10 protein-coding genes are annotated in these 15,157 nt (G+C 70.0%); 6 read left to right on the forward strand and 4 right to left on the reverse strand.

Annotated elements, in window-relative coordinates; translation table 11 throughout:
* The first annotated feature begins 68 nt into the window (after positions 1 to 68).
* The gene (locus EV668_RS10635; protein ID WP_133769711.1) at positions 69 to 4,172 is read left to right on the forward strand and encodes an nSTAND1 domain-containing NTPase; all 4,104 of its coding nucleotides are present in this window, start codon (positions 69 to 71) and stop codon (positions 4,170 to 4,172) included.
* A 46-nt stretch (positions 4,173 to 4,218) separates the two neighbouring features.
* Here EV668_RS10635 and thpR read toward each other — a convergent pair whose 3' ends face one another.
* Entirely contained in the window at positions 4,219 to 4,791 is a 573-nt protein-coding gene (thpR, locus tag EV668_RS10640; RefSeq protein WP_133769712.1) for an RNA 2',3'-cyclic phosphodiesterase, read from the reverse strand.
* A 134-nt stretch (positions 4,792 to 4,925) separates the two neighbouring features.
* On the opposite strand from thpR, the gene EV668_RS10645 reads away from it, so the two are divergent.
* The 4 genes from EV668_RS10645 (at position 4,926) to EV668_RS10660 (ending at position 10,677) form a co-directional block, all read left to right on the forward strand.
* Positions 4,926 to 5,360: a hypothetical protein gene (locus EV668_RS10645; RefSeq protein ID WP_133769713.1), complete on the forward strand. Its 435-nt coding sequence runs from the start codon at positions 4,926 to 4,928 to the stop codon at positions 5,358 to 5,360.
* Positions 5,361 to 5,434: 74 nt separating this feature from the next.
* Positions 5,435 to 7,123, forward strand: a complete 1,689-nt coding sequence (locus EV668_RS10650; protein ID WP_133769714.1) for an HlyD family efflux transporter periplasmic adaptor subunit — start codon at positions 5,435 to 5,437, stop codon at positions 7,121 to 7,123.
* Positions 7,124 to 7,130: 7 nt separating this feature from the next.
* Positions 7,131 to 10,247 carry an efflux RND transporter permease subunit gene (locus EV668_RS10655; RefSeq protein ID WP_133769715.1) on the forward strand — a complete coding sequence of 1,039 codons (3,117 nt, stop codon included), beginning with the start codon at positions 7,131 to 7,133 and terminating at the stop codon, positions 10,245 to 10,247.
* A 22-nt stretch (positions 10,248 to 10,269) separates the two neighbouring features.
* Positions 10,270 to 10,677: a hypothetical protein gene (locus tag EV668_RS10660; protein ID WP_133769716.1), complete on the forward strand. Its 408-nt coding sequence runs from the start codon at positions 10,270 to 10,272 to the stop codon at positions 10,675 to 10,677.
* A gap of 15 nt (positions 10,678 to 10,692) precedes the next feature.
* On the opposite strand, the gene EV668_RS10665 is transcribed toward EV668_RS10660, so the two are convergent.
* From EV668_RS10665 to EV668_RS10675, 3 genes are all read right to left on the reverse strand, one after another.
* On the reverse strand, positions 10,693 to 11,406 hold the full coding sequence (locus tag EV668_RS10665; protein WP_133769717.1) for an LssY C-terminal domain-containing protein: 714 nt from the start codon (positions 11,404 to 11,406) through the stop codon (positions 10,693 to 10,695).
* A 223-nt stretch (positions 11,407 to 11,629) separates the two neighbouring features.
* A complete protein-coding gene (locus tag EV668_RS10670; RefSeq protein ID WP_133769718.1) occupies positions 11,630 to 13,243 on the reverse strand; it encodes a phosphoenolpyruvate carboxykinase in 1,614 nt (537 codons plus the stop codon).
* Between the two features lie 108 nt (positions 13,244 to 13,351).
* Positions 13,352 to 14,152, reverse strand: coding sequence for a HugZ family pyridoxamine 5'-phosphate oxidase (locus tag EV668_RS10675; protein ID WP_133769719.1), 801 nt, complete (start codon positions 14,150 to 14,152; stop codon positions 13,352 to 13,354).
* Positions 14,153 to 14,372: 220 nt separating this feature from the next.
* Between EV668_RS10675 and EV668_RS10680 the strand changes: the two genes are divergently transcribed.
* The gene (locus EV668_RS10680) at positions 14,373 to 15,071 is read left to right on the forward strand and encodes a response regulator transcription factor (protein ID WP_133769720.1); all 699 of its coding nucleotides are present in this window, start codon (positions 14,373 to 14,375) and stop codon (positions 15,069 to 15,071) included.
* Positions 15,072 to 15,157 lie beyond the last annotated feature (86 nt).

Genomic DNA, 15,157 nt, shown 5'->3' on the forward strand with positions numbered 1-15,157 from the left:
AGCAATGCAGGCACAGTAGAGAGGGAGCCGGACGGGGTCGAGCGCGTGGAAGATCGTCGGCGAAGAGAATGAGCGAGCGCGTCTTCCGCCTCTTCCTGTCCTCGCCCGGCGACGTCGCGATCGAGCGCCGGCGCATCGCGGGCGTGGTGAGCCGCCTCAACGGCGAATGCGCCGGCCGCGCGCGGATCGACGTGATCCGCTGGGAGACCGAGACCTATCAGGCCCACGCGACCTTCCAGGCGCAGATCCCGCAATCGGTCGAATGCGACCTCGTCCTGACGTTGTTCAAGTGGCGGCTCGGCACGGAGCTGCCTCCCGATTTCGAGCGGATGCCGACGGGCGAGACCTATCCCAGCGGCACGGCCTACGAGCTCCTCACCGCGATGGAGGCCCGCAGGCAGGGCGCGGAGACGCCGGACGTCTTCGTCTACCGCTACACCGGCTCGGCGCCTCGCCCCGCCATCGACGATCCCGACCGGGAGCGGGTCGAGCAGGAATGGCGGCGCCTGCAAGGCTTCTTCGAGCGCTGGTTCCTGACGCCGGAGGGACATTTCCGGGCGGCCTTCCAGACCTATGCCACGGAAGACGATCTCGACGACCAGATCGAGCACCTGCTGCGTCGCTGGCTGACCGAGAAGGTCGCCGCGGGACGCATCCTCGCCTGGCCGGACGCGATCAAGGGCTCGCCCTTCCCCGGCCTCGAATCCTACGGCCGGCGTCATGCCGCCGTGTTCTTCGGCCGCGGCCGCGATGTCGCGCGCGCCGTCGAGCAATGGCGCGACGTGGCCGAGCGGGGCCACCCCGTCCTGCTCGTCGTCGGCGCGAGCGGCTCGGGCAAGTCCTCGCTCGCGAAGGCGGGCCTCCTGCCTCGCGTGACGACGCCGGGCGTCATCGAGAGCGTCGATCTGTGGCGGGCGGCCTCGTTCCGGCCGGGCGACAGCCCCGACGGCCCGCTCACGGCGCTCGCCGCGAGCCTTCTCACCGATGTGCGGGACCTGCCGGCCGCCGAGGAGGGACGCGGCCCCGCCCTGCCCGAACTCGCCGCCGGCGGCCTCGGCGACGCGACGGCTCTCGCCTCCCTCCTCGCGTCGGATCCGGCCGCGGGCGCGGCGGCCGTCGTCGATGCACTCGATGCCATCGGAGCCGCCGAACAGGCCCGGGAGAAGCGGGCTCGCCCCGTCAGGGCCGATCTCGTCGTCGTCCTGGACCAGCTCGACGAAGTCTTCGCGCCGAGCCTCGATCCCGCCTCGCGCGACGATTTCGTCGCCGCGCTCACGGCGCTCGCCGCGACGGGCCGGGTCTGGATCGTGGCGACCCTGCGGGCCGACCTCTACGCCGCGATGCTCGAGCATCCCGGCCTCAAGGCGCTGAAGGAGGCGGGCGCGACCTACGATCTCGCCCCGCCCGGTCCCGCGGAACTCGCCGAGATCGTGCGGCGCCCGGCCGAGGCCGCCGACCTCGTCTTCGGCACGGACCCCGCCACCGGAGAAAGCGTCGACGAGCGCCTCCTCGCGGAAGCCGACCGACCGGACATGCTGCCGCTCGTCCAGCTCGCCCTCGCTCGCCTCTACGAAGGGCGGCGAGAGGAGGCGAATCCGGAGGGCGAGCGGACCGTCCTTCCCTTCGACGTCTATGCCGGGCTCGGCGGCCTCACGGGCATCATCGACGAGGTGGGTGAACGCGCCCTGGCGGGCCTGTCGCCGGCAGCCGTGAGGAGCCTGCCGCAACTGACGCGCTCGCTCGCGCGGCTCGAGACCGAGGGCGGCCTCGCCGGCACCCTCACCGTGACGCCGAGGCCTCTCGCCGAGATCGCGCCCGACGAGGCGCGCCGGGCGCTCGTCGCGGCCCTCGTCGGCGCCCGCCTGCTCACGCTGTCCGATACCGGCGACGGCAGCCTCGTTCGCCTCGCCCATCAGCGGGTGCTGACCGACTGGGGCCGAACGCGCGAGATCGTCCAGGGCAGCGCCGATTTCTACCGCATCCACGGCGAGATCGAGCGGCGGCGCCTGCGCTGGGAGGAGAACCGGCGCGCCGACCTTCTGCTGCCGCGCGGTCTGCCGCTGGCGGAAGCGGAGGACGTGGTCGCCCGTTACGGAGAGGAGATCGCGCCCGAGACCCGGGCCTTCGTCCGCGCCTCGCGCGCCCGCGCCGGCCGGGCACAGATGCTGACCGGCGCCGCGGCCGTGATCTTCGCCCTCGTCGCCATCGGCGCCCTGTTCCAATGGACGATCGCGCGGCAGCAGACGCAGCTCGCCCAGACCAATTTCGGCGTCGCGCGCGAGGCCGTGCGCGGCGTCGTCTTCGATGTGGTCCAGGGCCTGTCCGACGTCTCCGGCATGCGGCTCGATTCGCTCCGCACCATCCTTTCGACGGTGCGGAAGGCGGCCGACAAGCTCGCCGGCACGTCGCCGGGCGATCCGGACCTGCTGCGCACGCGGGCGGCGATGTTCGACAACTTCGCCCGCATGTATGCCGGAATCGGCGACATCCCGGCCGCTCGCACCAGTGCGGACGACGCTGTCGCCATCCTGCGCGACCTCGCCAAGACGCGGCCCGAGGACGTCCGCGTCGAAAGCGACCTCGGCATCGTCATCGTGACCCGCGGCACGATCGACGCGCAGAGCGGCGACGTCTCACGCGCCCGCCAGCATTTCGAGGAGGCGCTCCGGCTCGCTCGGATCGGAGCGCAGCGCGGGGCCGCCGACCCGGAACTGCGCAAACGCGTCATGGTCCCGCTCGACAGGCTCGGCGACGCCCGGCTGACCCTCGGCGATTATCGCGGCGCACGAGACGCGTATCGGGAGCAGGTCGAGGTCGCCCGCCGCGAACTCGGGATCGACCCGACATCGGCGGCGCTCCGCGACGGCCTCGCGAAGGCGCTGTTCAATCTCGGCTATCTCGGGATGGAGAGCGGCGATCTCGACCTCGCGGCGACGTCCTACGAGGAGGCCGCACGGATCGCCCGCGCGCTGGCCGACGAGTTTCCGGCGAGCCCCGGCATGCAGCGCGGCCTGTCATCGATGCTCGGCAATCTCGGCAAGCTCGATGCGCGGCTCGGCCGGGCGAGGGAGGCCATCGCGCGCTACGACGAGTCGGTCGCGATCGAGCGCCGCCTCGTCCGTGAAGACCCGCAGAACGCCGAGCGGCAGCGCACGCTCGCCATCTCCCTCGAATTCCGCGGCGAGGGTGCGAGCGCGCTGTCGGATTGGCCGACCGCTCTGAAGGTCCATTCCGAGCAGCTCGAGATCTTCCGCGGGCTGGTCGCCCGGAACTCGCTCGATCTGCGCAACCAGCGCTCGCTGGCCATCGCGCTCGCCGAGATCGGGGCCGTGCGGCGCGAGATGGGCGAGGAGCCCGCGGCGCGGGCCGCCTTCGAGGAGCGGCTCGCCATCACGCGGCGGCTCGCGGAAACCCAGCCCGACAATGCGGAGGCCAAGACCGACCTCACCATCGCCCTGCGGGACATGGCCGAGACCCGCGAGCGGGCCGGCGAGGCCGCAGGGGGGCTCGCCCTGCGCCAGGAGGGCCTCGTCCTCGCGCGCGCCCTGGCGAAGCTCGACCCCGACAACGTCAAGCCGATGCAGCTCCTTCAGGAATTGCTGCGGGCGCTCGCGCAGATCCAGACCGAAGCCGGCGACGACGCGGGCACGCTCGCCTCCTTCGAGGAAGAGGCGGGCGTCCTTCGCCGGATGATCGTGCTCCGTCCCGGCGAGGCGAATCTCCGCGCGCTCCTGGGCACCGCGCTCCTTCAGATCGGTGCCCATAAGGGCGGGCTCGACGACCGCGCGGGGACGTTCGCGGCGCTCGACGAATCGGTGTCCGTGCTGCGCGACCTCGTCGCCATGGGCGATCCGCGCGGCCCGCGCTTTCTCGATTACGTCCTGGACGTCAGCGCGCGGATGGGTGCTGCGTTCGGGGACACGGCCCGGTCGCTCGACGCCTATCGCGCGCTCCTCGCCCTCCGGCGCGAGCGGCTTGCCCGCGAAGGCGGCCCGCAGCGCCGCATCGAGCTCGCCGGAGCGGCCATCGCCGTCGCCAAGCTGGCGCCTGACGACGCATTGCTGCGGGAGGCCGTCGCACTCCTCGACGGGCTTCCGGAGGCCGACCGGACGGACGACAGCCGCAAGCTCCGGGCGGAGGCGGACACCCTGCTGGACAAGGCGCCGGGCTGAGGCGCCGGGCTGAGGCGCCCGGCCGACGACGGCGAGCCGGTCGCCGCTACCAGGCCGGAGCCGCGGCCATCGCAGGCTGAACCGAATCGAACGGATACGCCGCCTCGATCACGTAGGGGCCGCCGCCGACCGAATCCCGGGAGGAGAGCAGGACGAAGCGCTCCGCCGTGAAGCGCAGCGTCGGGAAGAACCCGGCCCGTGCGATGAAGGTGGCGACCTCGGCGGCCCTCACGTCGCGCAGGCGCGCCAAGGTGACGTGCGGCGTGTATTTCCGGCCCTCGGGCTCGAGCCCGGCCTGCCGTGCCAGCTTTTCCTGTGCCGTCTGGAAGCGGGCGAGATCGGTGCTGGGGGCGACCCGGGCGAACAGGGACCGGGGCCTGTCCCCGCCGAAGCTGCCGAGAGCGTCGAGGGTCACGTCGATCGGCCCGCGCCGCCGCGATTCGGCGAGAAGCGCGAAGAGATCGCGCGCGGTGGCTCCGTCCACATCGCCGAAGAAGCGCAAGGTGACGTGATAGTTCTCTCGGTCGATCCAGCGCGCACCCGGCAGGCCGCCGCGCAGCATCGTCAGCGCGTCCGCCGCAGCGTCGGGGATTTCGAGGGCGGTGAACAGGCGCGGCATGGCATCCTCCGGGGCTGATCCCGCCTATCGGACCTGCAAAAGACGCCCGCAAGACGGCGTCGGGGTGAGCGGGCGCACGTGCCGCAGATGACGGCCGTGGCGGAAATCTCCCGAATCCCGTATCGCATGTCCTCATGGCATGGTCCGGGCAGATGCGGCTTGCGACGGCGCGACTTCTCGCGCTGGTCTCGGCCGTCATGCTCGCCCTCGCTCCGATCGGAAGCGCCTACGCGCATGCCGGTCACGACCATGCCGGTCCGGGCCACGCCTCCCATGTCCGGGACGCGGCGCCGCCCGCCGGATCGATCTCCGCCCATGCGGGTTGCGAGACGCTCGCCGCCGCCGACAGCGGGGCCGATCTCTCCGCGTCGCCCGACGGATCGGGCCCCTCGACGCCGGCAGCCCATCCCGATTGCTGCTGGACCTGGCACGTCTCCGCCATCCCAGCCGCCACCGGCCTCGCGACCAAGCTCCCTCTTCGCGGCTCTCCGATCATCGCCGCTGACCGTACCGCTCCGCCGGACGCGGTGCGCGAGCGCCTGCCCGAGCCCCCGAGACCCTCCGCCTGACGAACGGGGCGCCCCGTGCGCCCCATGCCGCCGCACGTGCCGCGGCGGTTCCGGTCCAGGTGGAGATGGTTTCGATGCGATTTCTCGTCCGCGCCGCCCTGATGGCGGCCGTTTTGGCCACCGCCCCGTTCGGCGGGGGTGGCGCGCATGCCCATGAGGGGCACGATCACGGCGACCAGCCGGCGACGGCGACCCCGATCGCGCCTCGTGGCTCGTCCGTCACCGACACGCTCGAACTCGTCGCCGTCGCCCGTTCGGGCACGCTGACGATCCATCTCGACCGCTTCGCCACCAACGAGCCGGTCTCCGGCGCGACCGTCGAGGTCGAGGCCCCGGACGGTTCGACCGGCACCGCCAGCGCGACCGAGCCGGGCAGCTACCGGATCGCCGCGCCGTGGAGCGAGAAGGCAGGCGAGCACGAGATCACCATCGTCGTGACGGCGGACGGCTCGACCGACGTCTTCCCCGTCATGCTCGATATCCACGAGCCCGAGGGCGCCGCCGCTCCCACCGCGAAGACGTCGTGGTTCACGACGCCCGCCTTCGCGACCGAGATCGGGAAGCGGGTCGGGCAGGACGGCGTGCTCGCCGTCGCCATCGGCAGCTTCCTCGCCGGCATCGTCGTCGCCCTCCTGCTGCGCCGCCGCTCGCGCTCCGCCGCGGCCCTCGTCGCCGTCCTCGCCCTCGCCACCCCCGTCACGCTCGTGCGGGCCCACGGCAATCACGAGGCCGCGACGCCCGCATCGGGGCCGAAGCTCGGCTCGCGCGATCAGGCCCAGCGGATGCAGGACGGCAATCTCTTCGTCCCGAAGCCGACGCAGCACCTCCTGGCGGTGCGCACCCTCGTGACGGAGGAGGCGACCCATCGCACCGCCGTCGAACTGCCCGGCCGCATCATCGCCGATCCGAACGGCAGCGGGCTCGTCCAGTCCGCCCAGGGCGGGCGCCTCAGCGCGCCGCCCGACGGCTTTCCCCGGCTCGGAGCGCCGGTGAAGAAGGGCGACATCCTCGCCTACGCGACGCCGCCCGTGCAGCTCGTGGACAGCTCCGACATGATGCAGCGGCAGGGCGAGCTCGACCAGCAGATCGCCATCCTCGAGAAGCGCGTCGTGCGCTTCCAGGCCCTCGCGAAGAGCAACATCGTCAGCCAGGTCCAGCTCGACGAGGCGCGGGAGGAACTGCGCGGCCTGCGCGAGCGCCGGGAAGGCCTCGACCGGATCCGGACGGCGCCGGAAGCGCTGATCTCGCCGATCGACGGCATCGTCGCCGAGGTGAATGCAGTCGCCGGCCAGATCGCCCAGCCCAGCGCGATCGTCTTCCAGGTCATCGATCCGAAGCGGCTCCTGGTGGAGGCCCTGAGCTTCGAGGCCCCCTCCGAACTCGGCGATGCGACCGGACGCCTGGCGACGGGGGATGCCTTCAAGCTGCGCCTGCTCGGCGCGGGGCTCGCCGACCGAAACCAGGCCGTCCCGGTCCATTTCGCGATCGAGGGCGACGCCTCCGGCCTGCGGATCGGCAAGTTCGTCACCGTCACCGCCAGCCGCGCCGACGGCAAGGCGGGCATCGCCGTCCCGCGGGCGAGCATCGTGCGCGGCGGGAACGGCCAGAGCCTCGTCTTCGAGAAGACCGCACCCGAAACGTTCGAGCCACGCGAGGTGCGGATCGACCCGCTGGACGGCGAGCGGGTCATCGTCGCGGCCGGCATCGGGGCGGGCAAGCGCGTCGTGACCGACGGCGCCGAACTGCTCAATCAGGTCCGGTGAACGCGCCATGTTCACCTTCCTCGTCACCCAATCGCTCCGGAACCGCCTCCTCGTCTGCGCGCTCTCCGGCGCGCTGGTGCTGCTCGGCCTGTTCTCGGTCACGAAGCTGCCCGTCGACGTCCTGCCGGACCTCAACCGTCCGACCGTGACCATCATGACCGAGGCCGAAGGCCTCGCGCCGCAGGAGGTCGAGCAACTCGTCAGCTTCCCGATCGAATCGCAGATGAACGGCCTGCCGGGCGTCACGCGCGTCCGTTCGGTCTCCGGCGTCGGCCTCTCGATCGTCTATGTCGAGTTCGGCTGGGACACGGAGATCTACCGGAACCGCCAGCAGGTCGCCGAACGCCTCGCGATGCTGAGGTCGCAGCTGCCGCCGACGGTCAGCCCGAGCATGGGACCGGTCTCGTCCCTGATGGGCCAGATCCTTCTCGTCGCCCTGACCTCGGACACGCTCTCGCCGATGGAGTTGCGGGACATCGCCGATTTCACGATCCGGCCGCGCCTCCTCTCCATCCCGGGCGTCGCACAGGTCATCCCGATGGGCGGCGAGGTGCGTCAGTACCGGATCGCTCCGCAGCCGGCGGCGCTCCGCGCGCTCGGCGTCACCTATCCGCAGGTCGAGCAGGCCCTCGCCTCCTTCGGCGCCAATGCGGGCGGCGGCTTCACGGACCAGCATTCGCGCGAATACCTGATCCGCAATATCGGCCGGACGCTCAGCCTCGACGATCTGCGCGGCCTCGTGGTCGCGCGCACGGCGACCGGCCCCGTCTATCTGCACCAGGTCGCGACGGTCGATTTCGGCGCCCGGACGAAGCGCGGCGATTCCGGGTTCATGGGCCGCCCCGCGGTCACGATCTCCGTCGAGAAGCAGCCATCGGTCGACACGATCAAGCTGACCGAGGAGGTCGAGCAGGCGCTCCGCGAGATCAGCGCCACGCTGCCCGCCGGCACGAAGACCGACCAGATCATGTTCCGGCAGGCGAACTTCATCGAGAGCTCGATCTCGAATGTCGAGCGCGTGCTGGTCGAGGCGGTGGTGGTCGTCGCCATCATCCTGTTCGCGTTCCTGCTGAACGTCCGGACGACGGCGATCTCGCTGACCGCGATCCCGGTCTCGGTCCTCGCCACCGCGGTGATCTTCTATTTCGCGGGCCTGTCCATCAACACGATGACGCTCGGCGGCCTCGCCATCGCGGTCGGCGAACTCGTCGACGACGCCGTGGTCGACGTCGAGAACATCTTCCGGCGGCTGCGGGAGAACCGCGAGCGCGAGAAGCCCGAACCCGTCTTCGACATCGTCGTGCGCGCTTCACAGGAGGTGCGGTCCGGCATCGTCTACGCGACGATGATCGTGGTCCTCGTCTTCGTGCCGCTCTTCGCGCTGTCGGGGATCGAGGGGCGGCTCTTCGCGCCGCTCGGGCAGGCCTACATCATCTCGATCCTGGCCAGCCTCGTCGTCTCCATCACCCTCACGCCGGTGATGGCCTATTACCTCCTGCCGAGCATCCTCCATAAGCACCGCGAGGAGAGCCGCTTCATCGCCTGGCTGAAGCGCGGCAACCGCGCGCTGCTGGAAGCCGTCTTCGGCATGCCGAAGCGGGTGATCGGCCTCGCCGCCGCGGCGGTGGTCGTCGCGGCGATCGGCGCCGTCTTCCTGCCGCGCGCCTTCCTGCCGCCCTTCAACGAGGGCACGCTCACGATCAACGTCACCTTCCAGCCGGGCATCTCGCTCGCCGAATCGAGCCGCGTCGCCGCCATCGCCGAGAAGCTGATCGCGGAGATGCCGGACGTGACGACGGTCGGCCGCCGCACGGGGCGCGCCGAGCTCGACGAGCATGCCGAAGGCGTCCACGTCTCCGAGATCGAGGTGAACCTCAAACCGGGAGCGAGGCCGAAGGTCGAGTTCATCGCCGATGTCCGCGACCGGCTCTCCTCCCTCCCGGTCGCGATGAATGTCGGCCAGCCGATCTCCCACCGGCTCGACCACATGCTCTCGGGCGTCCGGGCGGAGATCGCCCTCAAGATCTTCGGCGAGGACCTCGACACCCTGCGCTCCCTCGCCGAAAGCCTGCGCGCGAAGATGGCCGGCATTCCCGGCATCACGGACCTTCAGGTCGAGCGTCAGGTTCGCATCCCGCAGCTCGAGATCCGGGTCGATTACGGCCGGGCCTCGCTCTACGGCATCCAGCCGGCCGTCGTCGTCGACCAGTTGAGCCGCCTGTCGAACGGCAGCGTCGTCTCGCGCGTCGTCGATGGCTTCCGGCGCTACGACGTCGTGATGCGGCTGCCGGATTCGGAGCGCACCACCCAGCGCCTCGGCGACCTCCTGATCGAGACGCCGACCGGATGGGTGCCGGCCCGGCAGGTCGCCGAGTTCCGCGAGACGGACGGGCCGAACCAGATCCTGCGCGAGAACTCGCGCCGCCGGATCGCCGTCCAGGCCAACAGCGACGGCAAGACCGACATGGCGAAGATCGTGGCCGACATCCGCGGCGCGATCGCCGAGACGACGCTCCCGGCCGGCTACGCCGTCGCGCTGGAGGGCAACTTCCAGGCCCAGGAGGAGGCGAGCCGGACGATCGGCGTCCTCTCCCTCCTGTCCTTCGGGCTGATCTTCGCGATCCTCTACAGCCGCTTCAAATCGGCCGTCTACGCGCTGATCATCCTCTGCAGCGTCCCTCTCGCGCTGATCGGGGCCGTCGCCGCGCTCTGGATCGTCGGCCAGCCGCTCTCCGTCGCCTCCATGGTCGGCTTCATTACGCTGACCGGCATCGCGGCGCGGAACGGCATCCTGAAGGTCGCCCACTACATCAACCTGCATCTGCAGGAAGGCATGCCCTTCGGCCGCGAACTCGTCATCCGGGGCTCGCTGGAACGGCTGACGCCGGTCCTGATGACGGCGCTCTCGGCCGGCGTCGCGCTCGTGCCCCTCCTCATCGGGGCCGACGAGCCGGGGAAGGAGATCCTGCACCCGGTCGCGGTCACGATCTTCGGCGGCCTCATCAGCGCGACCCTGCTCGACACCGTGCTGACGCCGATCCTGTTCCTGCTGTTCGGACGCAAGTCGCTCGAGCGGCTCGCCGAGAGCCGGGCCGCCGGCCTCACCCCGGCCGAAGCCTTCTGACGATCATCCCAAGGAGAGAACCATGCGCTTCCCGATCCTGACCCTCGCGGCCGCTCTTGCGGTCGCAACGCCGCTCGCGGCCCTCGCCCACGGTCCCGCGAAGGGCGGCAAGACCGTCGCCCTCCCCGCGACCGGCCCCAATGGCGGCGCGATGGCCTCGGCCGACGGCCACCCGATCGAGATGGTCGCCTCCGATACGGAACTGACCTTCTACATCCAGGACGAGGACGGAAAGCCCATGGCGACCAAGGGGCTCACCGGCCGAGCCATCGTCACGCAGGGGGGCAAGAACGCGACGGTGAGCCTCGCCGCTTCCGAGCCGAACCAGCTCAAGGGGCCGCTCGCGGCTCCGCTCGCCGCCGGCGCGAAGATCGTGTTCTCGGCCCGCATCCACGGCCACGGCATGCAGGCCCGTTTCGAGAAGAAATAGGCCCGGAGCCATCCCTCACGGATAGGGCTTCAGGACCGCGATCTTCGCCTCTCCATCGGTGAAGTAGCGGTCCCCGCCGCCGTTGCGGCGGTCCTGCGTCGCGCCCGAGCCGGGGATCTCGTAGCTGCGCTCGACCGCCCCGGCGGCGGTCAGGTCGGCGATGACGAGATCGCGCTCGGCATCGACGTCCGGCCCGATATGGTGCGTGATCTGCCCCGTATCGTGGCTGACGCCCGATCCGACATCGAGGCTCGCCGAGCCGAGCCAGGTGTCGCGCCCGTCCTGCTTGTCGGGCATCAGCCAGAACCGCACGTGGTGACGGCGGTTCGGGCTCGTGCCGATCTCCTTCTCGAAGGTCAGCGTCTGCGGGCGCCCTTGAAACAGGAGGGTCGAGACCGGCGCGTCGGGAAAGGGCTTTCGGAAGAGGACGTCGAGCCCGATCTCGACCGAGGTCGCGAGCGTGATCGGATCGGCCGTGTCCCAGCCCGCCTCGGCGAAGGCGCGGATCACCGCGGCCTTGTCCCCGACGAGCCCGACATTGATCGGATCGCCCGGAATGCCGGCCGTCGTCTGCGTCAGCATCGGGTTCTGTGCGCCGCCCCAGAAGCGCTCCGCCGTCTTCCACAGCTCCGGCGCGACGAGATAGGCGGCGAAGCCGTAGGCGAGGAAGATGATCCCCAGGAGGCGCGTCCTGCGAAAGCGCCTCGCCCTCTCCCGGCTATCGCTCATCGCCGCCACCCTGAAGGCGACGCGGGGGAAACATAACGTTCCTCATGCCGAGGCGGCGACCGACGGTCGCCCTCGCGGCACGCATCCGATCGTCGGTCGGTCGAGGCTCGGCACCCAAGTCGACCGTTGCCGGCTTGGGTGCCCTTCGGAGCGCATCTCGGGAACACCCGGGGTGCGGGCCGAGCGACTCAGGATGAGGAGGGAGAATGTCTCCCTCCCCGCGTCAGGCCGCGATGGACATGTGCGGCTCGGCCGCCCGGACGTCCGCGTCGACATGGTCGGCGAAGCGCTTGAAGTTCTGCTGGAACATCTCGAGCAACTGCTTGGCGGTCTCGGCGAAGGCCGCTTTGTCCTGCCAGGTCTTGACCGGGTAGAGGATGTGCGGCTCGACGCCCGGCACCGAGGTGGGAACGGCGAAGCCGAAATAGGGGTCGCGCCGGAAATCGGCCTTGGCGAGAGAGCCGTCGAGGGCCGCCGTCAGCAGCCGCCGCGTCACGCGGATCGGCATGCGGCGGCCGCCCGTCGCGACACCACCGCCCGTCCAGCCCGTGTTCACGAGCCAGCAATCGACGTGGTGCCGGCCGATCAGCTCGCGCAGCAGGTTGCCGTAGACGGAGGGATGGCGCGGCATGAAGGGAGCGCCGAAACAGGTCGAGAAGGTGGCTTCCGGTCCCTTCAGGCCCTTCTCGGTGCCGGCGACCTTCGCCGTGTAGCCGGAGAGGAAGTGATACATCGCCTCGGCGGGCGTCAGCTTCGCGATGGGAGGCAGCACGCCGAAGGCGTCGGCCGTCAGCATCACGATGTTCTTCGGATGGCCCGCGCGGCCGGTCTCCGAGGCATTCGCGATGAAGTGGATCGGATAGGCGCAGCGCGTGTTCTCGGTCTTCGAGGCGTCGTCGAAATCCGGAACGCGGGTCACGGGATCGAAGACCACGTTCTCGAGCACCGTGCCGAAGCGCTCCGTCGTCCCGAAGATCTCGGGCTCGGCCTCGCGCGAGAGGCGGATGGTCTTCGCGTAGCAGCCGCCCTCGAAATTGAAGATGCCGGCATTGCTCCAGCCGTGCTCGTCGTCGCCGATGAGCGGGCGGTTGGGGTCGTTCGAGAGCGTCGTCTTGCCGGTGCCGGAGAGGCCGAAGAAGATGGCGGAGGAGCCGTCCTCGGCCTTGTTGGCCGAGCAATGCATCGGCATCACCTTCTTCGTCGGCAGGGTGTAGTTCAGATAGGTGAAGACCGACTTCTTCATCTCGCCGGCATAGGAGGTGCCGCCGATCAGGACGATGTTGTTGGTGAAGTCGCAGGCGATCACCGTCTCGGAGCGGCAGCCGTGGCGGGCGGGATCAGCCTTGAAGCTCGGGAAGTCGACGATCGTCAGCGTCGGCTTGAAATCGGGCAGGTCGGCGGCGTCGGGCCGGATCAGAAGATTGCGGATGAAGAGGGAGTGCCAAGCATATTCGGTATAGACCCGCGTCTTGACGCGGTGGGCCGGATCGGCCCCGCCGTGCAGGTCCTGCGCGAAGAGGTCCCTGCCCTCGGCATGCTTGCGGAAATCGGCGAGGAGCAGGTCGAACTGCTCGCGGGTGATGGCGCCGTTATTCTCCCACCATACCTCGCTCTCGGTGTCGGCATCGCGGACGATGAACTTGTCCTTCGGCGACCGGCCGGTGTGGATCCCGGTCTCCGCGGCGAGCGCGCCGCCGTGAATGAGGCTCGCCTCTCGCCGGGCGAGGGCTTGCTCGACGAGCGCGGGCGCCTCCAGGTTCCAGGAGACGGATTTCAGGCCGCGGAAGCCGAAGCTGTCCGAGCCCGAACCCGCATTGTAGACGCCGATATTCTCCAACTGCGTTCCCTCCGGATGGAGTCCATGACCATTCGGACCTTCGCCCGAGCTTGGGACCAGCCTTTAGCCGGCTACCCCCCCTGTCTTCAAGGGAACGTCACACGACATTCAACGCAGAGGCTCATTCTCGGTCTTCCCCCTCGCCTTCCCGGCGAGGGCCACGAGGCTCCGGCGCAGCGCTCCGGGATCACGCACCGGCTCAGGAAAAAGCAGCCTCGCCGTCTCCTGACCGCAGACGAGGTCCATCCCTTCCGGATCGACCCCGCTCGCCCGCCAGGGGCCGGGTGCCTGACCGAGCAGCGCCGTCGCGTAGAGCGACAGGGCGTCGGCGTGGTCGGCGTTCATATGCTCGACCGCTCCCGACTCGGCCTCGATCAGCGCCTCCGCACCCGCGAGGTCGAGCAGCACGTCGGTGAGAGGACCCTGTGCGGCCCTGGCGAAGCCGCCATTCGGATGGATGGATTCGACGGCGAGGCGGAAGAAGGAGAAATCGGGGAAATCCGCATAGAGCGCCGCCTTCGGATGGCGGGCGAGGAAGCGCCGCCGCACTCTCGGATCGTCGGTCCGCACGGCCTTCCCGACCACGCTGACGCGGGCCGAGGCCGCCATGGGATCGCCCTTGCCGAGCGTCGCGAAGAGGACGGACGCCCTCGGATCGGCGTCGATATTCCGTGTGTGCAGCGACAGCGTCGAGGCGAGGAAGATCGGCGTGCCGTCGACGTCGGTCGCGATGTTGATCAGGGTTGCGAGCGGATACCCGCTTTGCGGATCGAGCGTCGCGAGCGCGGCGGTGCGGCCGCGGCGAAGCGTCTCGCGCGAGACGGCGACGGGGTCGAAATCCGCGGGCGCCGAGCCGCCCAGTTCGACGCCCCGCGGCGTGATGGCCGGGGAACCCGCCTCTTTGCTCATCGATCCTTCTCCCGAAATCCGCTACAGGGGCCAGCGCCCTGACGGACTCGTTTCGACAAGAAGCCGTGGAACATCAAGCGGCGGCGCGATTTGGCAAGCTCGTTTCACTGGCCTATGGAGCGCAGGCAAATCGCGTGTGGACAAGAACGGCACCGCGAGACGCCGTGCCTTCCCTGCGCCATTCTGGCCACTCGCGCTCGAATTGGTTCGAGGTTCCCCAATGCCCACGATCGCCCTGGTCGACGACGACCGCAACATCCTCGCTTCCGTGTCGATCGCGCTGGAAGCCGAGGGCTACCGGATCCAGACCTACACCGACGGCGCCTCCGCCTTCGACGGGCTGCGCCAATCCCCGGCCGACCTCGCCATCCTCGACATCAAGATGCCGCGCATGGACGGGATGGAGCTGCTCCGGCGCCTGCGCCAGAAGTCGGACATGCCGGTGATCTTCCTGACCTCGAAGGACGAGGAGATCGACGAGCTGTTCGGCCTCAAGATGGGCGCCGACGACTTCATCCGGAAGCCCTTCTCGCAACGCCTCCTGGTCGAGCGGGTGAAGGCCGTCCTCCGCCGCGGCGCCCCGAAGGACGCCTCCGCGCCGAAGGAGACCGGCGCGACGGCGCTGGAACGGGGCCATCTCAAGATGGACCCCGAGCGGCATACCTGCACCTGGAAGGACGAGCCCGTCACGCTGACCGTGACCGAGTTCCTGATCCTCCAGGCCCTCGCTCAGCGTCCGGGCGTGGTAAAGAGCCGCAACGCCCTGATGGATGCGGCCTATGACGATCAGGTCTATGTCGACGACCGCACGATCGACAGCCACATCAAACGGCTCCGCAAGAAGTTCAAAGTGACCGATTCCGCTTTCGACATGATCGAGACGCTGTACGGTGTCGGTTATCGCTTCAAGGAGGCCTGAGCCGGATCAGGCCTCGGCGGAGCGGGAGGAGCCGGCGGCGGACGACCGTTCCGAGCTCTTCGCCGATCCCGCGCCCGATCGGTTCG

The organism is Enterovirga rhinocerotis, from assembly GCF_004363955.1.
Lineage (GTDB): Bacteria > Pseudomonadota > Alphaproteobacteria > Rhizobiales > Beijerinckiaceae > Enterovirga > Enterovirga rhinocerotis.